22 protein-coding genes are annotated in these 21,512 nt (G+C 49.8%); 16 read left to right on the forward strand and 6 right to left on the reverse strand.

Annotation, left to right across the window (positions count from 1 at the left end; translation table 11 throughout):
- Window positions 1-107: 107 nt before the first annotated feature.
- From ACFQ03_RS00835 to ACFQ03_RS00845, 3 genes are all read right to left on the reverse strand, one after another.
- A complete protein-coding gene (locus tag ACFQ03_RS00835) occupies window positions 108-377 on the reverse strand; it encodes a hypothetical protein (RefSeq protein ID WP_144935464.1) in 270 nt (89 codons plus the stop codon).
- 30 nt (window positions 378-407) lie between these two features.
- On the reverse strand, window positions 408-1,079 hold the full coding sequence (locus ACFQ03_RS00840) for an ArsR/SmtB family transcription factor (protein ID WP_144935461.1): 672 nt from the start codon (window positions 1,077-1,079) through the stop codon (window positions 408-410).
- A gap of 154 nt (window positions 1,080-1,233) precedes the next feature.
- Window positions 1,234-1,461, reverse strand: coding sequence for a hypothetical protein (locus ACFQ03_RS00845; protein ID WP_144935458.1), 228 nt, complete (start codon window positions 1,459-1,461; stop codon window positions 1,234-1,236).
- Window positions 1,462-1,645: 184 nt separating this feature from the next.
- Here ACFQ03_RS00845 and ACFQ03_RS00850 point away from each other — a divergent pair, with 184 nt between their 5' ends.
- The 5 genes from ACFQ03_RS00850 to ACFQ03_RS00870 all read left to right on the forward strand — a co-directional run bounded on the left by ACFQ03_RS00850 (window position 1,646) and on the right by ACFQ03_RS00870 (window position 6,899).
- A complete protein-coding gene (locus tag ACFQ03_RS00850) occupies window positions 1,646-2,719 on the forward strand; it encodes a Gfo/Idh/MocA family protein (protein WP_144935455.1) in 1,074 nt (357 codons plus the stop codon).
- Window positions 2,720-2,852: 133 nt separating this feature from the next.
- Window positions 2,853-3,332: a PH domain-containing protein gene (locus ACFQ03_RS00855; RefSeq protein ID WP_144935453.1), complete on the forward strand. Its 480-nt coding sequence runs from the start codon at window positions 2,853-2,855 to the stop codon at window positions 3,330-3,332.
- Window positions 3,319-4,875: a PH domain-containing protein gene (locus ACFQ03_RS00860; protein WP_144935450.1), complete on the forward strand. Its 1,557-nt coding sequence runs from the start codon at window positions 3,319-3,321 to the stop codon at window positions 4,873-4,875. The genes ACFQ03_RS00855 and ACFQ03_RS00860 overlap by 14 nt, the downstream gene beginning before the upstream one ends.
- A gap of 3 nt (window positions 4,876-4,878) precedes the next feature.
- A complete protein-coding gene (locus tag ACFQ03_RS00865; protein WP_144935447.1) occupies window positions 4,879-5,436 on the forward strand; it encodes a cysteine hydrolase family protein in 558 nt (185 codons plus the stop codon).
- A 59-nt stretch (window positions 5,437-5,495) separates the two neighbouring features.
- Window positions 5,496-6,899 (forward strand): nicotinate phosphoribosyltransferase, encoded by a 1,404-nt coding sequence (locus tag ACFQ03_RS00870; protein WP_370451720.1) that lies wholly within the window; start codon window positions 5,496-5,498, stop codon window positions 6,897-6,899.
- A gap of 145 nt (window positions 6,900-7,044) precedes the next feature.
- On the opposite strand, the gene ACFQ03_RS00875 is transcribed toward ACFQ03_RS00870, so the two are convergent.
- Together ACFQ03_RS00875 and ACFQ03_RS00880 are read right to left on the reverse strand one after the other, a co-directional pair.
- The gene (locus ACFQ03_RS00875) at window positions 7,045-8,190 is read right to left on the reverse strand and encodes a conserved virulence factor C family protein (protein WP_144935441.1); all 1,146 of its coding nucleotides are present in this window, start codon (window positions 8,188-8,190) and stop codon (window positions 7,045-7,047) included.
- 206 nt (window positions 8,191-8,396) lie between these two features.
- Window positions 8,397-9,089: a YhcN/YlaJ family sporulation lipoprotein gene (locus tag ACFQ03_RS00880; RefSeq protein ID WP_186328310.1), complete on the reverse strand. Its 693-nt coding sequence runs from the start codon at window positions 9,087-9,089 to the stop codon at window positions 8,397-8,399.
- 285 nt (window positions 9,090-9,374) lie between these two features.
- On the opposite strand from ACFQ03_RS00880, the gene coxB reads away from it, so the two are divergent.
- The 11 genes from coxB (at window position 9,375) to ACFQ03_RS00935 (ending at window position 19,725) form a co-directional block, all read left to right on the forward strand.
- Window positions 9,375-10,382, forward strand: a complete 1,008-nt coding sequence (gene coxB / locus ACFQ03_RS00885; RefSeq protein WP_144935435.1) for a cytochrome c oxidase subunit II — start codon at window positions 9,375-9,377, stop codon at window positions 10,380-10,382.
- Window positions 10,383-10,452: 70 nt separating this feature from the next.
- Window positions 10,453-12,294, forward strand: coding sequence for a cytochrome c oxidase subunit I (gene ctaD / locus ACFQ03_RS00890; RefSeq protein ID WP_186328312.1), 1,842 nt, complete (start codon window positions 10,453-10,455; stop codon window positions 12,292-12,294).
- Window positions 12,295-12,912, forward strand: a complete 618-nt coding sequence (locus ACFQ03_RS00895) for a cytochrome (ubi)quinol oxidase subunit III (protein ID WP_144935430.1) — start codon at window positions 12,295-12,297, stop codon at window positions 12,910-12,912.
- 4 nt (window positions 12,913-12,916) lie between these two features.
- Entirely contained in the window at window positions 12,917-13,231 is a 315-nt protein-coding gene (locus ACFQ03_RS00900; RefSeq protein WP_144935427.1) for a cytochrome C oxidase subunit IV family protein, read from the forward strand.
- Window positions 13,232-13,438: 207 nt separating this feature from the next.
- The gene (locus ACFQ03_RS00905; RefSeq protein ID WP_144935424.1) at window positions 13,439-14,353 is read left to right on the forward strand and encodes a cytochrome c oxidase assembly protein; all 915 of its coding nucleotides are present in this window, start codon (window positions 13,439-13,441) and stop codon (window positions 14,351-14,353) included.
- Window positions 14,354-14,367: 14 nt separating this feature from the next.
- Window positions 14,368-14,838 (forward strand): DUF420 domain-containing protein, encoded by a 471-nt coding sequence (locus tag ACFQ03_RS00910; RefSeq protein ID WP_186328309.1) that lies wholly within the window; start codon window positions 14,368-14,370, stop codon window positions 14,836-14,838.
- Window positions 14,839-15,335: 497 nt separating this feature from the next.
- Window positions 15,336-16,061, forward strand: coding sequence for a hypothetical protein (locus ACFQ03_RS00915; protein ID WP_144935417.1), 726 nt, complete (start codon window positions 15,336-15,338; stop codon window positions 16,059-16,061).
- Window positions 16,062-16,064: 3 nt separating this feature from the next.
- Window positions 16,065-16,487 (forward strand): GntR family transcriptional regulator, encoded by a 423-nt coding sequence (locus tag ACFQ03_RS00920; protein ID WP_379285505.1) that lies wholly within the window; start codon window positions 16,065-16,067, stop codon window positions 16,485-16,487.
- 160 nt (window positions 16,488-16,647) lie between these two features.
- Window positions 16,648-17,553: an ABC transporter ATP-binding protein gene (locus ACFQ03_RS00925; RefSeq protein WP_379285507.1), complete on the forward strand. Its 906-nt coding sequence runs from the start codon at window positions 16,648-16,650 to the stop codon at window positions 17,551-17,553.
- Window positions 17,553-18,455, forward strand: coding sequence for an ABC transporter ATP-binding protein (locus tag ACFQ03_RS00930; RefSeq protein WP_150959267.1), 903 nt, complete (start codon window positions 17,553-17,555; stop codon window positions 18,453-18,455). The genes ACFQ03_RS00925 and ACFQ03_RS00930 overlap by 1 nt, the downstream gene beginning before the upstream one ends.
- Window positions 18,448-19,725, forward strand: coding sequence for an ABC transporter permease (locus ACFQ03_RS00935; protein WP_379285509.1), 1,278 nt, complete (start codon window positions 18,448-18,450; stop codon window positions 19,723-19,725). Before ACFQ03_RS00930 ends, ACFQ03_RS00935 begins: the two co-directional genes overlap by 8 nt.
- A 198-nt stretch (window positions 19,726-19,923) precedes the next feature.
- Here the strand turns inward: ACFQ03_RS00935 and ACFQ03_RS00940 are convergent, their stop codons facing one another.
- Entirely contained in the window at window positions 19,924-21,282 is a 1,359-nt protein-coding gene (locus tag ACFQ03_RS00940) for an extracellular solute-binding protein (RefSeq protein WP_379285511.1), read from the reverse strand.
- Window positions 21,283-21,512: the final 230 nt, after the last annotated feature.

Raw genomic sequence — 21,512 nt, forward strand, 5'->3', positions numbered from 1 at the left:
TTAAAAAGCCGCCTTATTGCAGGCTTGCCGCTGGAAGGCCGTAGTAAATGAAATGGCACAACGTTTAAGGAGGGCTTGCTCGGAAGCCCTCCGAATGATACGGCATTTCAGCAGATACCGCCGCTCCCAGCCCTAGGCATATTTTTCAGAATAATCTCCGCTGCGCGCAGCCTGTTCTCCGGTTTGCCGTTGTTCAGCATGTCCTCCAGCACTCTCATTGCTTTCCGTTGAAGAGACTCGTAGGAAGAGACATCGGCTCCGATAGTGGAAGGGGAGCAGGCATCCGACATTTCCTTCCAACGGTGGCGGGCCTCTCTCTCGGTTTCCCGTTGTCTTTCCTCGGCGAATTTCTCTTTCGCCCAATAATCCATGAACATGGTTCCAGCCTCCTTATTGCTCTATAAAATTTACTGCTTATCAAGATTTTCTTTATTCGGCGGGTCTATCTTCTCGCTGTTCTCATCGAAGGAGAGCCCTCCTTGATTTTCGTCTTCGATATTGAACCAAGGTTCGTCAATTTCAAAAGCGACCGTAGAAATATAGTACAAATTTCCTTCATCCCCGCATTCTATTTCGGCTAGCTCAGCGACCAGCTTCCTGAATTTGCGCAGCCATTCTACGAATTGTTCTTCCGTTGCTCTTACCTCGGCTTGCATTGAAGTCCGGGGCCAGGAGTTCTTGTCGGGGGAAGTATGCTGAAAAGCTCGTTCGGGAGCGGAAAGAGCCCTTAACTTGGCACGGTCCAAGCTGGAGATCGTACTCTCCCGGAAGTAATCACTGACTTCTGTGGCATGGGGGAGCAGGTCGGGAGACGGAAAGAAGCCTCTGGCGACAGAACGGTAAAATTTCTGGATGATTCCGTTCTTCACTTCGGTCCGGTTGACCCGAATCAATTCGTTCTTTTCCAATTCATTGAGATGGTAATGGATTTTCGAACGGGGGATTTCCAGTTGCTGCGCCAGTTGTTGCCCGGTATAGGAGTTTTCAATCAACAGCATGACGATTCGGGCCCGGAACGGATCACTCAACGCTTTAAGCTGATCGAATTTATCGATCATTAAATAGGGTAGTTGATTCAATACTGTCACACATCCTCTTTAAATTACTCGGTCAAATATATTTACTCGTATTGTAATATATGACGGAATATTTTGTAAATAGGCAAAAAGAAAATAAATGGAAACAAAATAAAGAGGCACCTTGTTTAAGGTGCCCCGCTTTTTTTGAACAGGATTAGTCTCCTGTACCCTCTTTGCTATCGCCGATATCGCTGCCGGGAGCTTCTTTATCCGTATCTCCCAGAGAATCGTTAAGCTTCCCGCCGGTTCCGAGATCTGTGCTTCCATTTTCAGAAGGAGTCGTTCCGGAATCTACAGGGCTGCCGCCTCCGTCTCCGCATCCGGTCAACACCAACATTACCGCCATGACTACCGACAACAACAAAAATCCGGTTTTCTTCACGTATTTCTCCTCCTTATCCATTCGAGGCATTCTGTTTGATTTGCCTTCATGAAGTTAATAAACATCAACAGGAGGATTGAAACTACAAAATGTTGAGAAATTTATCCAAAGGATGCTTTGCCAATTGGGTGACAATTCATTACACTATAAACAGAAGTTAGTCGAAGGGAGCTGGAGAATAGGAATGCAAGCAAAAGATGGGATGAATTACGCGCCGACCGGCAAGGCGAATGCCGTTTGCGGCAAAGGGGAATTTCAAATCGCCGCCATCGGTCTGGATCACGGACATATTTACGGGATGTGCAACGGCTTGCTGGAGGCAGGAGCCGAGTTGAAATGGGTATATGATCCGGACCCGGTGAAATGCGCCAATTTTCAAAAGCGCTATCCTCAGGTGCAGATTGCCGATAGCGAAGAAAGAATACTGAATGATCCGGAGATCAAGCTGGTGGCCGGGGCCAAAATTCCTTCCGAACGCTGTGCGTTGGGATTGCGGGTTATGGACCACGGCAAAGACTATTTCACCGACAAAGCTCCGTTCACTACATTGGAGCAGCTGGAGTCCGCCAGGGTGAAGGTTCGCGAAACCGGGCGCAAATATGCGGTGTACTACAGCGAGCGGCTGCATGTCGAAAGCTCCGTGTATGCCGAGCAGCTCATTCGTGAAGGAAGAATCGGCCGGGTTCTGCAGGTGCTGGGTCTCGGTCCGCACCGGTTGAATGCTTCATCGCGTCCGGATTGGTTTTTTCGGAAGGAGCAGTACGGGGGCATTCTATGTGATATCGGAAGCCATCAGATCGAACAGTTCCTTACCTTTGCCGGCGTGAAGGAAGCAGAGGTGGTCAGCAGCAAGGTAGCAAACTATCATAATAAACAGTATCCCGAGCTTGAGGATTTCGGAGATGCCACTCTGATAGGAGATAACGGAGCAACCCATTACTTCAGGGTAGACTGGTTTACTCCGGATGGCCTTGGGGTGTGGGGAGACGGGAGAACGATCATTCTGGGCACGGAAGGAACGATTGAGCTTCGCAAGTATACGGATGTGGCCAGAGATCCGCAAGGGGACCATGTTTATTTGGTTAACCGGGACGGGGAACAGCATATATCCGTCCGCGGCAAAGTCGGCTTCCCTTACTTCGGCCGGCTTATTCTGGACTGTCTGAACAGGACGGAGGAGGCCATGACTCAGGAGCATGCCTTCAAGGCCGCCGAGCTTTGTTTAATAGCCCAGAAGAAGGCCGTACGAGTCGAATAACCGGGAGGATGCAATCAACCAACGGTTATTAGGGAACGTTTTGCGTTACAATAGTACATTAGGATCCTGGTTTAAACTTAAGTCATGAATGTAAATTTGAAGTCATTCGAGTGTAGTGAAGGAGTTGTACCCTATGCGCCCGGAACCCAGGCACAAGATAGATATTCGCGCCTTGACCGTCTGGAGATGGGAGGGCGCCATTACGTCATTTCTGATGGCGGCGGCCGGCGGAGTTCTGCTGTTCTTGACCATTAAATTTGATTGGCCCTACTGGATTTCCGCCATAGTATGGGCATTGATTGCCATAGGGACGGTGTGGTTTGTCGTAATCGTTCCCAAGTGGAGCTGGCACCGCTGGCGCTATGAGATCCGCGAGGAAGAAATCGATTTGCAGAGAGGCATCATCTTCCGGACCCGAACGATTATTCCGATGGTCCGGGTGCAGCATGTCGATACGAATCAAGGACCGATTATGCGTAAATTCGGGCTGTCCACCGTAACTTTCTCCACGGCGGCAGGGGGCCATGAGATTCCCGCATTGGCCAATGAAACTGCTGATCAGGTCCGGGATCGGATTGCCGAGTTAGCGAGGGTTTCCAATGAAGACGTCTGAAGGAAAACGGCTTCATCCACTGAGTTCGGTTTTGCTGGCTCTGCGTGCGCTTAAAGATTTTCTTCTTCCTCTTCTGATCATTTTTGTTTCCCAGTTTTTCAGGGGGCAAAGCGCAACGGGAGAATATTCCTACAGAATCCTGTTCGGGGCCGTGTTCCTCGTTCTGGCTATCGTTTCGGGGATATGGTCATGGGCAGTATTTCGTTATGGGACTAAAGACGGCAAATTGTTTGTCTATCAAGGTGTATTTTTTAAGAAAAGGCAGTACATTCCTTATGAACGGATACAAAGCATTGATCTCACGGAAGGCCTGCTGCACAGATTGTTCGGCCTGGTCCGGGTGCAGGTTCAGACTGCGGGGGGCCAGAAGCCGGAAGCCGTCCTGACGGCGGTGACCAAGGAGGCTGCGGCTGATCTGCAGCTTGAACTGCGGGGCCGGAAGAGGGCTGAAGCGGTTCGGGACACGCAGGAATTGGGCGACGAACGGGAGAGAGAAGATGCGGATAGCGGTCCGGAGGAGAGGTTCGACTCACCCGCCGAGGTGCTCGAGCCTGCCAAGGACAATGTTATTATGCCTAAACCCAGCCGAAGGCTGCCGTTCGGGCAATTGTTCATTGCCGGACTTACTTCGGGGAGTCTGGGTGTCGCGTTTTCCCTTATATTTGCCGCCTTTACACAGCTGGATGAATGGTTCCCGAACTTATTTCTTTACAGCAATGTGGCCCGTTGGGGTTGGCGAATGCTGATCCTCGCGGTATTATGTATTTTATTGCTGGCTGTACTGGTCGCTATTCTGTCCGCTATGATCCGGTTCGCCAATTTTACCGTCACGCGGGACGGAGATGAGCTGCTTATCGAGCGGGGGCTGCTCGAAATCAAGAGGGTGACGCTGCCGATCAGAAGAATTCAGGCGATAGTGATTGTCGAGGAACCGGTTTGGCAGCCGTTCGGCCTGGCCTCCATCCAGGTGGAGAGTGTCGGGTATGGCAATGAGAAAGGGGAGTCCACCCTGTTGTTTCCTTTGCTGCGCAAAGATGAGATCAGAGATTTTCTTAAGGAATTTGCCCCCGTGTTTGTGCAGGAAGAGGATAAAGCTTATACTCCGGTATCCCGTAAAGCATTGCCCGGTTATTTGTTTCCCGTACCGGCCGTACTCGCCGTCCTTACATTAATTATAGGCTATTTTACAAAATGGGGGGCAATCGGCTGGGGATTGGTCGTTCTGTTCCTGCTGCTTGGCTGGTGGAAATATAAAACGGCAGGCTGGATCGTCGATGCGGATAAGGTTATTTTCCGATATCGGCGAATCAGCCGGATGACGGCCATCATTCCCAGAGGAAGGATCCAGTCTTACAGCGTCGGCCGCCATCCCTTCCAATTAAGGAAAGGGCTGTGCACGGCCAAAGCGACAGTCGCCTCAGGCGGGGGAGGCACCGAGTTTCGGATTAAAGGAATGCCGGCGGAGGAAGGGCTTGCCATTCTTGCCTGGTACCGAAGATGGAACGTCGGGCCCGGCCGTTCTGCCGATAACCGAGGAGGGTAAGCAATGAAAGCTTTGATTGTCATCGATTATACTTATGATTTTGTGGAAGGAAAGCTGCCCTGCGGCGAACCGGCCATAGCGATTGAAGGACGCATGGCGGAGTTGACGCGGGAATTTACAGAACGGGGAGACTTTGTCGTGATGGCGGTCGATTTGCACGAAGAGAATGACCCGGATCATCCGGAGACGCTCCTCTTTCCGCCGCACAATATCAGAGGAACCAGCGGCCGGGAATTATACGGTCAATTGAAAGAAGTGTACGACAAATACAAGGATCGCATTTACTGGATGGATAAAACAAGATACAGCGCTTTTCACGGTACGGATCTGGAGGCTCAGCTTAAGGAACGGGGAATTAAAGAGGTGCATCTTGTTGGAGTATGTACGGATATTTGTGTCCTGCATACTGCTGTTGAGGCTTATAACAAAGGCTTTCAAATCTTTATTCATCAGGATGCGGTGGCCAGCTTCAATCCGGCAGGACATGACTGGGCGCTTTCTCATTTCAGAGGAACATTGGGCGCTACGATTGTCAACGCCGGATCGGTCGTTAAGGAATAGGAGGACCCGCATTGGATTTAGCAAACTTAGCTTTGCATACGGATAAATATCAAATCAACATGATGTATGCGCATTGGTATAACGGAACCCACAACTGTAAAACCGTCTTTGACGCTTATTTTCGCAAGCTGCCCTTCGGCAATGGATTCGCGGTTTTCGCAGGGTTGGAAAGAATTGTTAATTATTTAAATGAATTGAAATTCGATGAAGCCGCGATTCAATATTTGGCCGGACAAGAGGAGCGGTACGATCCGAGATTTCTCGAGGAGCTTCGGAATTTCCGGTTTACCGGTAATCTTTATTCCATGGAAGAGGGGACTCTCGCGTTCCCGAATGAGCCTCTCATAAGAGTGGAAGCCAGGGTGTTCGAAGCTCAATTGATAGAGACGGCCATGCTTAACTTCATGAATTATCAGACGCTGCTGGCGACCAAAGCGGCAAGAATCAAGCAAGTGGCCGGCGACGATCAGCTGCTGGAGTTCGGAACACGACGTGCCCAGGAAGCCGATGCAGCGTTATGGGGGGCGCGGGCAGCTTATATTGCGGGCTTCGACGGTACCTCCAATGTGCTTGCGGGGATGAGGTTCGGCATCCCGACCAAAGGGACCCATGCTCACGCCTGGGTCCAGAGCCACGAATCCGAAGAGGAGGCATTCGAGCGTTTTGCCGCTGCACTGCCGGGACAGGTAATTCTGCTGGTAGATACCTATGATACGCTCAAGTCCGGAGTTCCGAACGCCATCAAGGTAGGCTTGAAGCTGAAGGAGCAGGGGAAGAAGCTGCTCGGAATTCGTCTGGACAGCGGAGATCTCGCTTACCTGTCCATAAGGGCAAGGCAAATGCTCGATGAAGCAGGGCTTAACGAGGTCAAGATTACCGCATCCAACGATTTGGACGAGAATACGATATTCAATCTGAAGGCCCAAGGGGCCAAGATTGATGTATGGGGAGTCGGGACTCAGTTGATTACAGCCGGAGACCAGCCCTCGCTGGGAGGGATTTACAAGCTGGTGGCCAGGGAGGTCGATGGGGAGTATGTTCCCGCGATCAAAATATCCGGAAATCCCGAGAAAATTACGACCCCGGGCATTAAAGAGGTTTATCGGATAGTCAACCGCGCAACAGGCAAGGCGGAAGGGGACTATATCGCTCTCCAGGGGGAGGAGGATGCCGTTCAGGGGCAGAGCCTCAAGCTGTTCAATCCGACCCATACATTCATTCGCAAGACGGTTGCCAATTATGATGCCTATCCGATACTTAAGCCGATTTATATAGAAGGGAAACAGGTTTATTCTCTTCCCGGTTTGGAACAAATCCGTCAGCATCACAAGGAGCAGCTAAAATTATTCTGGCCGGAATATTTGCGCAAGCTTAATCCGGAGCTGTATCCCGTATCATTGAGCCAGAAATTATGGAATATGAAGATGGAGCTGATAGACAAGCATCTGGGGCAACGGCCGTAAACTTGGAGCAGACCGGGACGCAATTCAGCGCCCCGAACGATTATGAGCAAGGGCGAAGATTGGCGGAACAGGCTCAATGACATTAGAAGGACCGGTCGGTTGACCGGTCCCCGTTGAGAGAAAAAGGATAATTTACATTTACTCTCTAATCCCGATTGCGGTTCGTCATCTGCTGCCATACTGATCCTAGAGCCGCCTCCCCGCCCTCGATCCGCTCTATGGCCATGTTAATCTGCATGCTTACTTCAAACTCGGGATCGTCCTTCGCCGCTTTCAAGGCCGGCAGGGCTGTCTCATCGCCGGTTTCATACAGAAACCGGGCCGCTCTCCAGCGGACAAGCTTGTTCGTATCCTTCAGGGCATCTGCCATTGGACCAATGGCAGCGGGATCACCAAGGTCGGACAGCGTATCTCCTGCCGTTCTGCGAACGGCCACGGTCTTGTCCTTCAAGGCCTTGAAGAGCAAGGGCAGCACTTCCGGAGTTTTAATATCGCCCAGGTATACGGTCGCCAACCGGCGGATGGACATCTGCGGATCATCCAGTGCCCGGGAGAGCAGGGGGATAGCTTCTTCGGTCGGCTCTATTCTTTCCAGAGCGGCATAGCGGGTCCGCCAATCGCTGCTCTCCATCGCCGAAGCCAGCTCATCCAGCGACGCGGCCTCTTCTACGACGGTTTCGCCGGGCGCTTGCTGGGCAGCCTGCTCGATCATAGCTTCCAGACGTTGCTGGTCGTAGGCTGCATCGTATTCGCGAACTACCTCTTCCAGAACGTCCTTAAGCTCTCCATAGCGGACGCCCTGCTCCTCCAATTTGCGTTCCTTGATCAAATTGGGAGAGGCCAGGCCGGCGGTCATGGCCGCTTGTGAGAAGCGCTCGGGGAGAGCGGCACGCTGTTCCTCCGTTCCGTTGCTCACCCGAATTTGCATGGGGATTCCGCGGAACGTCTGGACCAGCACCTTCACTTCACCGAAGGCTGCCGGGGCTTCCGCTTCAGGAGCCGGCCCGGCAGCCGAGCCGGCCACCGCCTGATCGCTCTCGCCGAGGATTTCCCTTGCCTCGGTGAGAATCCGCTGCCAGTCCCCTCTCGGGTGACGGTCAATGGCGATAAAATCGGCGGCGTGATAAATACCGGTCACGCCTTCAATGTCCAGAAGCCGCTGCAGGCTCTCGGGGGCTTGATCTTTATTAGTAGGGCTATATTCCTTGCGGACGCCGTCAGGAAGCTTCTCGTCCAGATTGATTTTCATCGAATTCGGACTAGGCGTCGGCTCGATAGATATGATTTTCATTAAAGCGCAACCTCCTTGCGTAATAAGGATTCATATTAAGGATACCATATTTTGCGCTAAAATCTGGTCTATAAAGTTTAACTCAAGGAATACCTACTACTTTAATATGTAGATTTTCCGGACAGGCTCGGGCAAAGAACGCTGCCCAAGGCCGCAGCCTTCCCGGCTTATCCCGGGATCGGGGGCCGGGGGGAAGGCTGCAGAGCTTACCGGACGGGTTTATTGTCGGAACGACTGAATAGCTGGCGGACGGTCCGGTTGAAATCTTCTACATAACCGTCCAGAGGGTATCCCTTCCAGCTTTCCTGTGCGTAGGTGTTCATTTGGTTAATGAAATCCCGGTTAGCGGAAATATACACCTGCTGGACAGAGGGATAGGCGGCTTTAATCCGCTCGGCAATAGACTGCTTGAAGCCGTGAGCCAGGCGGTCGGGGTCCTCGACGGTATCGTAGTTGTTAATTCCTGTTGCGAGATCCTCCGGATTTGCGTACTGGTTAAAGGTAAACGGGTTGTATCGGCCGAGTGAGGTGCCGGAATTGTTAGTTTCTTTGCGTGCAGATGTACTGCCTGTCGTTCCGGTGGCGGAGCTGTCAACGAGAATGGCACAGTAAGCATTGCGATCCGTCAGCATGACAATAGCGCTGTTGACGCCGTCCAATTCCTCCACTTCCCGGGACAAGCTTTGGCTGAACGCTAATGTCTTATTATCGTGGAAAGAAGCGCTCTGCTGCTTAATGCCGTAAGTTCTGTTGCCCTGCTCCTCCGCAGGGACCTCGATGCGGCTCCCATAATTGTTGGCGTTCCGGCGGTCGGCCTTCAGATCGTAACAGCCGCTTGTAATCAGAAGCATAATCGAGATGAAAACGAAACAGGCCGTACGATTTAAACGAGTATGCATGTTTTTCCTCCTTGTTGCGAATAATCGTTGTATAGATAGCATGGGTCAGGAAGTTCAAATTATGCCCATTCCCAGAAGGCAAAACCTGCATTTTCGAGATGGAAATGACAAAAACGGATGGCTCTAAACCGAGTCGTGGCAAGGATTTAGAACATTGTGTGAACTTTCCTAGGAAGATTGACAAACCTGTATAACGAATTTATAGTTAATACGTGATTAGGTTTCTTGACACGGTGCGCATCCATGGTGATAGCGGTTAAAACAGAAAATTGGGGTTGATAAAAGATGAATCGTTGGAAATTTGTATGGCGTCTAATGCCCCTGCTGGCGGTATTGGCGTTTTTGCTGACCGGGTGTGGCGAACCTAACCTTTCCGCGCTTGATCCCAAAGGGCCTGTAGCTAGGGAACAACTGTTCATGATAAAGCTCAGCATAGGGATCATGATTTTTGTGTTTGTGGTCGTAATATCCATCTACACCTACGTTCTTCTGCGTTTCACGAAACGTAAGGGAGATAAGGATATCATTCCGAAGCAGGTGGAAGGCAGCCACTTGCTGGAAGTGATCTGGACCGTCATTCCGATCATTCTGTTGATCATTCTTGCGGTTCCTACTGTTACGTATACATTTAAGCACTCAGAGGACTACACTCAGAACGACGATATTCTCCAGGTGAAGGTAACCGCGCATCAATTCTGGTGGCAGTTCGAGTATCCTCAATATGGAATTATCACCGCTCAAGACCTTGTAATTCCTGCGGGACAGCAAGTTTCGTTCCAAGTCACCGCTTCCGATGTTAACCACTCCTTCTGGATTCCTGCTCTTGGAGGGAAGATTGACACCAACCCCGGTATGATGAACGTCAGCCATCTGGAGGCAGACGAACCGGGAGTTTACCGTGGTAAATGTGCAGAGCTTTGCGGAGCTTCCCACGCCTTGATGGACTTCAAAGTAGTGGCGAAGACGGAGGCTGAATTCCAAGAATGGATCGACAAGATGAAGACACCTGCAACGATTACCGCTGAAGCATCTCAGGGAGAGCAAATTTTCAAAGACAACTGTCTGTCCTGCCATGCGGTCGGAGCAGAAGGCTTAAGCATGGGGCCTAACCTGACCGGATTCGCTGACCGTGAATTGGTCGCTGGCATCCTGGAACATAACGATGAGAACATAAAGAAATGGATTCGGGACCCGCAAGCCGTCAAGCCGGGCAATAAGATGCCTAAGATCAATTTGACGGAAGAGCAGCTGGATCAGCTTGTTAAATACTTAAATCAATTATCGTTGCAATAACGGACAGCTTTGAAAAAAGGAGGTAACCACGTTGGCTCAATCTCATGCGGTAAAACGTTACACCGGCTTAATGGATTGGTTAACTACGATTGACCATAAGAAAATAGGGATTCTATATTTCCTTGCAGGGGGAATGTTCTTCCTCATCGGGGGATTGGAAGCCCTCCTGATCCGGATTCAGCTTCTCTACCCCAACCTGGAAATTTTCGTTGGAGGCACGTTTAACCAGTTAATAACTATGCATGGTACGACCATGATCTTCTTGGCGGCCATGCCGATGCTTTTAGGTTTTATGAACGCTATCGTTCCTTTACAGATCGGTGCACGTGACGTAGCGTTCCCGTTCCTGAACTCTCTCGGATTTTGGCTGTTCTTCTTCGGCGGTCTGCTGCTGAACCTGAGCTGGTTCATGGGTGGGGCCCCGGACGCCGGATGGACCGCATACGTTCCGTTGTCTACAGATACCAGCTTGTTCGGAGTGGATTTCTACGTAGTCGGTTTGCAGATTTCCGGTTTGGGTACTCTGATTGGAGGAATTAACTTCCTCGTTACGATCGTAAATATGCGTGCTCCTGGAATGACTTACATGCGTATGCCGTTGTTTACGTGGACTGCATTTATTACTTCGGCATTGATTCTGTTTGCTTTCCCTGCAGTAACCGTAGGGTTGGTACAGTTGATGTTCGACCGTCTGTTTGACGGAAACTTCTTCAACGTGGCCAAGGGCGGGAACATCGTTCTTTGGCAGCATATCTTCTGGATTTTCGGACACCCTGAGGTGTATATTCTGATCCTGCCGGCATTCGGGATCATCTCTGAAGTCGTCAGCACATTCTCCAAGAAGAGATTGTTCGGATACAGCTCCATGGTGTTCGCGACTATCCTGATTGGGTTCCTGGGCTTCATGGTTTGGGTTCACCATATGTATACGGTAGGAATGGGGCCTGTAGCTAACTCGATCTTTGCTGTAGCAACCATGGCTATCGCCGTACCGACCGGGATTAAAATCTTTAACTGGCTGTTCACGATGTGGGGAGGACAAATCCGCTTCACCGCCGCTAACCTGTGGGCGGTCGGATTCATTCCAACCTTCTTGATCGGCGGTATGACCGGGGTTATGTTATCTGTTCCTCCGGCTGACTTCCAATACCATGACTCTTACTTCGTTGTCGCTCACTTCCACTACACTATCGTAGGCGGAATGATGTTCGGTATCTTCGCAGGCTTCTACTACTGGTGGCCTAAGATGTTCGGACGTATGCTTAACGAAGGCCTGGGCAAGCTGCACTTCTGGACATTCTTTATCGGGTTCCATCTAACGTTCTTCCCGCAGCACTTCTTGGGCTTGATGGGAATGCCGCGCCGGGTATACACGTTCCTGCCGGGACAACAGCTCGAGCTGGGCAACTTCTTGAGTACGATAGGCGCTGCTTTGATGGGAGTCGGTGTAGTCGTATTCGTGCTCAACATCATTATTGCGGCCATGAAACCGGCAGATGCTCCTGCAGATCCGTGGGATGGCCGTACGCTGGAGTGGACGATTCCTTCTCCTGCTCCGGAGTATAACTTCAAGCAGCTTCCGCTCGTTCGCGGACTGGACGCTCTGTTCAAAGAGAAGATGGCAGGTAACAAAGAGATGACTCCGGCGGAGCCTCTGGGACCGATTCATATGCCGTCTCCATCGATTCTGCCGTTCATCATGTCGCTTGGGTTGTTTATTTCCGGATTCGGCTTCATGTTTGCCCGGTATGAATTCGACAGCAGCCTGATGAACACGCTGTTCGGCGATCACATTATTGCGATTTTCGGCCTTGCAATCTTCTTCCTGTGCATGATTATCCGTTCGTTCAAGGACGATCCGGGTTGGCATATTGAACTGGAGGAACTGCAAGGAAAGGGAGGTAAGGCTTAAATGGCAAATGCAAATCACATGAACGGCGCACTTCCTGCCCAACCGGAAAAAGCAACACTTGAAGGCAAAAATAAACTTCTGGCGTTCTGGTTCTTTCTAGGCGGCGAGACCGTCCTCTTCGGAACTCTGTTCGCGGGCTTTATCGCCCTTCGGAATCAGGTTCCGGAGGGGCCGACGGCCGACGAAATATTCAAGCTCGGCATGGTCGGTACCGCAACATTGATTCTTCTCACAAGCTCCTTGACGAGCGTGCTGGCTATGATCGCCATGCATAAGCACAAGGTCCAGGCTATGCTCGGATGGCTGATCGTTACCGTTATTCTCGGTTTGTCCTTCTTGGGTCTTGAGATTTATGAATTTGTGGAGTACGTTCATGAAGGCCATACATTTACAAGCAGCGCTTTCGGTACATCCTTCTACACCTTGGTCGGTTTCCACGGTGCGCACGTTGTATTCGGAACGATTTGGATTGCAATGCTGATTATTCAAGGCTTCAGAAAAGGATTAACGGTAGTGACCGCGCCTAAATTTTACGTAGCCAGCTTGTATTGGCACTATGTCGACGTAATTTGGGTATTTATCTTCACCGTAGTTTACTTAATGGGAAAGGTGGGTTAAACGGATGAGTTCAGAACAGCAATCTTCTGCGCCTAATGTACGTCATCGCGTTGAAGGCCCGAAAAACCATTATATTACGTATCTAGTCTCGATTTTATTGACGATGTTCGCTTTTGCCGCTGTGATCTACGGCGGCTTGAGCAAAGCATTTCTTGTATCCTTCCTGATTCTGCTGGCCATCGTCCAAGCGGTTTTCCAATTGGCGGTGTGGATGCATATGAAGGACAAAGATCACACCTTCCCGATTATTGGCATCATCTTCGGAGCCATCTTCGGAATGTGTGGAGTCGTAGCGGCATTATTTTGGATTTGGTGGTAAGTATTTATAGGGGGAGAGGCGGGATTAGACATGACTGGTACCGCCTCTCTTTCTTTAAAATATAAGAAAGTATAAGTTTTGCATGCTTATTCAGTTCTTATATTTCATCGAGAAACTGTACGTCCTTGGACAAGGATGGCCGCCGTTTCTTCTTGGATAAAATGATGCTTTGGCTTTGTTAAACAGGAAAATAAGGGGGTAAAACCCGTGCCAAATACAGGACATATCCATCAAAACCCGGATTTCTTCGCTCTATGGAGACCTGACATTCTGCTGCTGGTGATTCTGGCCGGTGTCGTCTATTTTTATTTGATGGGCCCCGGGCGCAAATTTTTTGCAGAGTCGGGACCGGTAAGCGGAGGCACCAAGGCATTAATGATTACGGCGCTTGGCGTCTATTATCTGGCTCAGGGAACGCCGATCAATTATTACGGACACAGCCATTTGTTCAGTTCTCATATGCTGCAGATGTCTTTGATTTACCTCGTCTTCCCGCCTTTATTTTATTTGGGGCTGCCACATTGGCTTATAAAATCGATAATTGAGATTAAGTGGATCAAACCGTGGCTGTACCGGATTACTCATCCGCTTATTAGCGTGATTGTCTTTAACGCTTTATTTTCTTTCTACCACATTCCGACAATCTTTAACTATATTATGGAAGTTCATTATCTCCATCTAATCTATCATTGGGTTCTGATGCTGACGGCTTTCCAAATGTGGTTTCCGATTTTTGTAAAAGATCCGAAATGGAGCAGACTCAACGGTCTTCAGAAGATGGTGTATATGTTTGCCAACGGCGTCCTGTTGACTCCGGCTTGCGCTCTGTTAATTTTTACTCAAGTGTTGGTTTACGACGTGTATATGGGGGCGCCGCAAACATTATTCTTCCTTCCTTCGTTAGATGACCAACAGATGGGCGGAGTCGTCATGAAGATTATGCAGGAGATTGTCTATGGAATTGTTCTGGCCTACAGCTTCTTCGAATGGTTCCGTTCGGAAAGGAAGAAGGAAGAGCAGATGGATCGGGATCTCCTGGAATCACTGCAGCCGATGAAGCGCAGCGAATCGGGGGAAACGCGGGATTCTGTATTAAATCCTAAACAAGTACCATCATCATAAATTAATGGGACGGGATGGCATTGAACTACTTACTTCCAACGATCAGCACCTCTTTTATCGTCATTAGCGCTGTTCTGGTAGCGATTGGCTGGTATCATATTCGTCAGAAAAACCGGATAGCGCACGAACGGTTTATGGTAGCCGGAGCGATATTTGCCGTTGCTTTTTTTATCGTATATGTATCGAGAACCATCTTTGCGGGAAATACCGCTATAGCCGAGAGTGCTCCTGATGCGGTAAGATCGTTTTATTATGTCTTCTTATTATTTCACATTGTGCTGGCAACGGTATCTGCGGTATTCGGAATTGTGACTTTAACTCTCGCTTATAAGAAAAGCTTTGCCAAGCACCGAAAACTCGGCCGTTGGACGGCTGTCATGTGGTTGATAACAGCTCCGACGGGAGTTATCGTTTATACTTTGCTCTATGTCCTCTATCCTGGGGGAGATACCAAGCCGGTCATTGACGCTATTTTTGGCTGGTAACCTTCTATACGCTAAATCAAATCTGCACTTAAAGGTGCAGATTTTTTTGGCTCTTCGCTATACTACATGGGAAAAACTACGTTTGAGAGGCATAATAGAGCGATTTGACATGGAGCCTCTGCGGGCATGAGTACTCGCGAAAGCCGCGAAGGGTAAGGAATTCGCGTTGCTAACCAGCTTATCATGCCCGCCTCTCCATATAAAATCGCTGTCTATTTACCCCACCCAGAGTAGCGAGGAAGCATTTTTTTATGTTTGGCTTAGGCTCATTAAGAAACGAGATATATAAATATAGCAAAAAGAACTGGCAACCAAGTATTTTACAGGCAGGAAGATTAGGAGAGCGTAGATAGATTTGGAGAGTATAAAGAAAATCGATGAATAGTATTGCATTACAGAATTCAAATCTGTATACTGTATATAACAATATATACAGTAATCACAGCATAAATATGGACTGGAAAACGGATAGAGAACAGAGGAGAAGGTGATCGTCGGTGGACAGGATGTTCATGTGGAAGAATGTCCGGTTTTTAATAAAATACGAAAGTGTTCGAACCGGTTGGGGATGGTTATGGACAACGATATTTTACTTTTTCTTTTCCCTGACGACTGTTTCTTTACTATACAGTCAGAGCTACACACTGTTTACTCGCTTTGCTGCCGATATATTCTTCTTGGCCGTTACGGGAACGATTGGGTTTACTTTCATGTCCAGGGATTATGGGAGCAATTGGTGGAAATCCCATGCTCTGTCCAAGAAACTGACGCTGCTTAAGAGCCTTCCCGTTACTACCTTTGAGATTGTTTTCAGCCGTTACATTGCATACTTACTGGTTTTTGTAATCATGAGTCTAGTTTATTTTGTCCCTCTATATTTTATAAGTCAATGGGAACTTCTTCCTCTCACGAGAGAGCAGTACATTTCCTTCGTGTTTATTTGGCTCGGATATTCATTGGCTTGCGGCGGCTTATATCTTCTGATGGAGCTTTCTCTTAAAGAGAGAACGTATTTTATATGCTGCGTGATTCATATGTTCCTTCTAATCTTTGTCGTGGCGGGACTGCAGTTGGCTGGAATTCATCTCGTGGAGGAAAGTATGGAACTGGCCGGCAAGAGCAGCATTCTGGCCCCCTTAATCAGTATAGCGGTTGGTGGGGTGATCCAAGCAGTCTGCTTGCGCATTTCCGTTCGACGGTTAGACTGGCGGGATGCAAGTTAGATTGTGCGGCAAGAGAATGGAGTGGAGGTGGGGATGATGCGCATTCCGGTCACAATTACTAATGATAGCGGCAAGCCTCTATATCATCAGATCAAGGAGCAGTTGAGAGCCATGATTCTAAGCAGATATTTGCCGGAAGGCATGCTACTGCCCTCTATTCGGGAATTCGCAGCGGATCTGTCCTGCAGTGTCATTACCATCCGCAGAGTGTATCAGGATTTGGAGCAGGAGGGATTGCTTTATACAAGACAAGGCACCGGCACATTTGTGGCCAGAGTGAGCGAAGAGGAACGGGAACGGTTCCGTAATGTGGCAGTCTATGAAGCTTTCCGTCAAGCAGTAGAGACAGGAAGACAGGTACAGTGCTCCTCCGATGAAATGAGATCCATTCTGGACGAGCTGCTGCAGGAGACAGAACCGAATTAATGGCGCTTGCGTCTTGTAGGACTATGAATAACCGAAGCGCTTCAAAATCTAGAAAGCATAGCCGTGTCCATGAGGCCGACTTAGAACATGATGGGCCTTTTTGCATGAAGGGTTGGAGAGCAAGCGTGTACCGAATTTTAAAGAAAAGAGGGGAGAGACTATGGAACCGGTATTGACCGTTTCAGATGTACGCAAGCATTACGATAATCGGTTTGTTCTCGGCCCGTTGAATTTCAGCCTGGAGCCGGGCTATATAACCGCCGTAGTAGGACCGAACGGCTCCGGCAAGAGCACGCTCTTCCGGATGCTGATGAGCCTGGCTTATCCCGACGAAGGCTCGATCCGTCTATTCGGCCGTTCCTACCCCGAGAATGGGGTGGAGATCAAGCGGAGGACAGGATATGTTCCTGAGCTTTCAGAATGGGACGATAGCTGGAGAACAGTTAAGGATGCTGTCCGCTTCTACTCGCATTGGTATCCAAACTGGCAGAAGGACCGATTCCAGGAATTGATGCAGCTTTATTCCTTGGATCCCAAGCTCCGTTTCAAAGGGATGTCCAAGGGGGTACGGAGAAAATTGTCCATTGCCCTGGCCATGGCCCATGACCCGGATCTGCTGCTTCTGGATGAACCTTCCTCCGGGCTGGATCCATTTGCTTCCCGGGCGATGGTGGAGGACATTCACCGCTTTATGGAAAGCGGCAGTAAATCGGTACTTATGGCTACGCATATCATGGACGAAGTTAAGAAGCTGGCCGACTATGTTATTTTTATATGTTACGGGCAGCAGTTAGGCATGTATGAGAAGGATGTCTTGCTGGATGAGTGGAAGGCGGTATGGGTGGAGCGCTCTTCCGACCGTTCGAAACAGTTTCCCGGCGTAATGGAAAGCTCGGGTTCGGGGCCTGTTCGAATCGTAACCAGTTCCTTCGAGGAAACGAGACAGGCTCTGGCCGAGGAAGGAAACCCGATTATTAAAACAGAGTCGCTTGAGCTGGACGAAATTTTTTATCATTTAATGAATAAACACGGGGTATCTGCAGGAAAGGAAAGGGGAGCTGGATAATGGCAGGATTAGAAGTACACGAAATCATCAAGCGGTTCGGAGAGCATACGGCTGTCAATGGAGTCAGTCTGGAGGTCAAGGAAGGGGAAATCTTCGGGCTCCTGGGCGGTAATGGTGCCGGGAAGACGACGACGATGCGGATGGTCTTGGGGCTCATTGTCCCGGATAGCGGCAGAATCCTGTGGAAGGGACAGCCTTATAACGAGAGCTTGCGGAAGACGATGGGCTATTTGCCGGAGGAGCGGGGGCTGTATCCGAAGATCAAAGTGAGCGAACAAATCGTTTATCTGGCCGAACTACGGGGAGTGTCCCGCAAAACCGCGGATAAACATTTGAAGGAATGGCTCGATAAATTCGGAGTTCCGGAATATTACAATAAAAAGGTGGAAGAGCTGTCCAAAGGAAACCAGCAGAAAATCCAGTTTATCGCCTCGGTGATTCATAATCCGGATATTCTGATTCTGGATGAAGCTTTCAGCGGATTGGACCCGGTTAACGTGGAATTGCTCAAAAAGACGGTGTTGGAGCTAAGGGACCAAGGCAAGACGATCCTCTTCTCCAGCCACCGGATGGATCACGTGGAGGAGCTCTGCCAAAATATTTGCATCCTTCATAAATCGAATGTGGTGCTGAAAGGCAATCTGAAGGAGATCAAGAGCTCGTTTCCTAAAGAACGCATTATTTTGGAGACGGACTCCAAGGTTACCGGCCTGGAGAAAATTGACGGCGTGAAGGCGGTTCTGCCACGGGAGAACGGTGTGGAGATTCGTATTTCCAAGATCGAATGCGCACAGCATATTTTGAAAACGGCCATGGAGCAGACCAGTGTTTCCAGATTCCAGGTGTTGGAGCCTACCTTGAACGAAATCTTCATTAAGAAAGTAGGTAGCGGACATGAGTAATATGATGAGCGTTATCCGGTTCACATTCAGAAACCGGTTTTTATCAAAAACGTCTTTAGTAACCACCATCATTTTTGCCGTAATCATAAGTATAGTCATTAATTTGCCTTACATTATTTCGTTATTTTCCTCCAATGAGGTGAAAGCGGTCGGGATAGCGGAGGGAAGCCGTTACTCTCAGGACATAGCTGCGTCTCTCAATCAACAGGAAGATGGAGAGCTGAAGATCGTGCTGCTGCCGGATGCCGGATCTCCGGAAGCCAATCTGCAGCAAGCGAAGGGCAAGATTGACAGCGGAGAAATATCAGGTTACCTGGAGCTGGTGGAAGAGAGAGGAACATTAGTTCAGGCGATCTACCATTCCGATGGCAGCCTGGGAACGGGTGAACAGTCGATTCTGACGACGGTTATGCAGTCCGTTAAGACAGAAGCGGTCGTTAAAGAGCTTGGATTGAGTCAGGAGCAGCTGGTCCGGCTGAACACACCGGTAGAGCTTAAAACGATGGAGATAAGTCCTCAAGAAGGGGGAATGGCAGAGAAGGACCCCGGGGAAAGGGCGATTGCTGTAGGGTTGGTCTATGTCCTCCTATTCCTGCTGTTCATGTCCGTCATGATGTACGGCAACCTGGTATCCACCGAAGTGACGGCGGAGAAGAGCTCTCGGGTAATGGAAATCCTGATTTCCAGCATTTCGCCCATGACGCAAATGTTCGGGAAAGTGATCGGGATGCTGCTGCTCGGGCTGGCACAAATCGCCATCTTCGCTGTAGTGGCGGCCATTAATCTACTGCTTCCGCATAATATAGAGGTTCTAAGCTCCATGGGGATTCAGTTGAGTCAAATTCCGCTGCCGTTGATCGCAGGCTTTTTCTTCTTCTATCTGGCAGGGTTTCTGCTCTATGCGTTTCTGTTTGCGGCAGTCGGTTCTCTGGTCAGCCGGACGGAGGATCTGGGTCAGGCGGTCACCCCGCTTACGTTTATTCTGTTGGCCGGATTTTATATCGGCATGTTTGGCTTAAGCAGCCCGGACAGCACCTTCGTCACCGTGACGTCCTATATTCCTTTCTTTACGCCGATGCTTATGTTCCTGCGGATAGGGCTCGGTGATCCGGTCTTGTGGGAGGTCGGGCTGTCCATAGCCATACTGATTGTATCCATCGGTTTCTTCGGATGGCTGTCGGCGAAGATTTACAGAGTAGGCGTTCTGATGTACGGCAAACGCCCTTCCTTGAAGGAAGTCCGCAAAGCGATGAAAGCCTATAAGGTTTAACGCTGCAAAAAGAAGACTGGAGCTTGTCCGAAGTTTACGGAATGAGCCACAGCAAGGAAGCCTCCAACCCGTTGTAAAGTGGGAATGGAGGCTTCTTTTTCTTGGAAATGATTGGCATTGGCAGCATGAAAAAAAGGCCAGACGGAAACTCCGTTGACCTAATCATTATGAAAGAACCCCGGGTTCTTTTTGAGTCCCCTAACGGATTTGGGCACAAGCTGTGGCCGCCGCTTCTGCGGACTCGAGCCCGAGCCAGAACAAAGCAAACTCGGATTTGAGTTCAGCGATCTCGGCCTCGTTGAACAAATCATGAATAAAGAAGTTGTTGTTCATTAACGGGTCCTCAATATTAAGCGCGCGCAGGTAGCTTTCGGTACATGCCGCTTGATTGACTTCCCGGATAACCGATAGGAAGGACGAGCGCTCATACATGGCCTGCTGTACACCGGGATCCAGGGCCACTCGAATGAATTCGCGGGCCAGCTCGGGGGAGCTGGCCTCGGCAGGTATCATCAGCGCATTGGCCTGCAGCAGCGTAGCCTTCAACGGGCCGAACGGCAGCGGAGCGACTTCAGGCGTAAAGCTGAGGCTCCGGTCCTTCCATCCGGACATTTCGAATGTTGTCGTTAGCGTCATGGCTGCTTTCTCGTACAGGAAAGGATTCGCGTCAGACTCGGGGTACATCGTGGCGATGCGCCGCCGGTACAGCATGTCCTGCAGCAGCGTCAGGGCTGTCCGCAGGCTGTTCTCCTTCAAGCCGCCCCCCTCCTTGGCTCCGCCGTTCTGCAGGGCAAGCACCGGCCAGCGGGAAATATAGGGGTAGACGGAAAAGCCGTAGCGAACGGGCATCCCGTTGCTGACATGAGTCAATCCCTCGGCGGCATTGAGAAAATCGTCCAGCGTCCAGGCTTCTGTCGGCCGGGAAATGTTATCATTCGCAAAAAGCTGTGGGTTGTATGCCAAAAATACCGGCGTGAAGGTTAACGGCGCCGCGATCAGTTGGCCTTCATGACGAAACCGGTTTAGCAATTTCGGGTAAATGGTGTGCAGGCGATCTTCCAAAGCGGTCGTCACATCGGAAAAGGGAGCAAGGACGTCGCTGTCGGCAAGCTGCAAATCCGATACCATGACGATATCGGGACTGAGCCCCATCTCGGAGCTCGATTGGAACGATTTCCAGAAGTTCAAGGCCGGCAGACTCAGCACCTTGACATCTACATGGGGATATCTCTTGGAGAATGCGTCGATGATGGCGGGCAGCCCGTTATCGACGAAGTGAGCCGGGTATGGAGTCAGAATTCGCAGTACATTGCGGTCTGATGGCGAGATGACGAGGTCGACTGGGACCATCGTGCCGAGCCCCGGCCGTTTGATAACAAGTCCGTCATTCTGAAGCTGTTCCAGAGCTTTGCGTACCGAATTACGGCTCATTTTGTAAAATTCGCACAGTTCGTTCTCCGGCAGCAGATAATCACCAGGCTTCACCAAGCCGGTCATAATCTGTTCTTTCAAAGTATGGTACAGCCTCATGTACAGAAATTCGTTTTCCCTGCGCAAAATGATCCCTTCCCATCCTCGTAATATTCAAGTATAATGGTATATGTATGGTACATGTCCCAAATTGTCGTTACCTATCGAATCGTCCTTTGGACAAATAACAGTACGGCAAGCTTCGCAGATTACACCGCTTAAACAACCATTAATTGTATCATTGTTCCACCGAAAAGAGAATGGATAACGCGAAAACAATAAAGAGAAAAACTGCTGAATGGCTGGAGGAGAGAGAA

Source organism: Paenibacillus residui, from assembly GCF_042677205.1.
Classification (GTDB): Bacteria; Bacillota; Bacilli; order Paenibacillales; family NBRC-103111; genus Paenibacillus_L; species Paenibacillus_L residui.

Excerpts from the sequence above, each read along its gene's own strand:
- ACFQ03_RS00835 (WP_144935464.1), bottom strand. The coding sequence starts at position 377 with ATGTTCATGGATTATTGGGCGAAAGAGAAATTCGCCGAGGAAAGACAA.
- ACFQ03_RS00850 (WP_144935455.1), top strand. The coding sequence starts at position 1,646 with ATGCAAGCAAAAGATGGGATGAATTACGCGCCGACCGGCAAGGCGAAT.
- ACFQ03_RS00855 (WP_144935453.1), top strand. The coding sequence starts at position 2,853 with ATGCGCCCGGAACCCAGGCACAAGATAGATATTCGCGCCTTGACCGTC.
- ACFQ03_RS00860 (WP_144935450.1), top strand. The coding sequence starts at position 3,319 with ATGAAGACGTCTGAAGGAAAACGGCTTCATCCACTGAGTTCGGTTTTG.
- ACFQ03_RS00865 (WP_144935447.1), top strand. The coding sequence starts at position 4,879 with ATGAAAGCTTTGATTGTCATCGATTATACTTATGATTTTGTGGAAGGA.
- ACFQ03_RS00870 (WP_370451720.1), top strand. The coding sequence starts at position 5,496 with ATGATGTATGCGCATTGGTATAACGGAACCCACAACTGTAAAACCGTC.
- ACFQ03_RS00875 (WP_144935441.1), bottom strand. The coding sequence starts at position 8,190 with ATGAAAATCATATCTATCGAGCCGACGCCTAGTCCGAATTCGATGAAA.
- ACFQ03_RS00880 (WP_186328310.1), bottom strand. The coding sequence starts at position 9,089 with ATGCATACTCGTTTAAATCGTACGGCCTGTTTCGTTTTCATCTCGATT.
- coxB (WP_144935435.1), top strand. The coding sequence starts at position 9,375 with ATGAATCGTTGGAAATTTGTATGGCGTCTAATGCCCCTGCTGGCGGTA.
- ctaD (WP_186328312.1), top strand. The coding sequence starts at position 10,453 with ATGGATTGGTTAACTACGATTGACCATAAGAAAATAGGGATTCTATAT.
- ACFQ03_RS00895 (WP_144935430.1), top strand. The coding sequence starts at position 12,295 with ATGGCAAATGCAAATCACATGAACGGCGCACTTCCTGCCCAACCGGAA.
- ACFQ03_RS00900 (WP_144935427.1), top strand. The coding sequence starts at position 12,917 with ATGAGTTCAGAACAGCAATCTTCTGCGCCTAATGTACGTCATCGCGTT.
- ACFQ03_RS00910 (WP_186328309.1), top strand. The coding sequence starts at position 14,368 with ATGGCATTGAACTACTTACTTCCAACGATCAGCACCTCTTTTATCGTC.
- ACFQ03_RS00925 (WP_379285507.1), top strand. The coding sequence starts at position 16,648 with ATGGAACCGGTATTGACCGTTTCAGATGTACGCAAGCATTACGATAAT.
- ACFQ03_RS00930 (WP_150959267.1), top strand. The coding sequence starts at position 17,553 with ATGGCAGGATTAGAAGTACACGAAATCATCAAGCGGTTCGGAGAGCAT.
- ACFQ03_RS00935 (WP_379285509.1), top strand. The coding sequence starts at position 18,448 with ATGAGTAATATGATGAGCGTTATCCGGTTCACATTCAGAAACCGGTTT.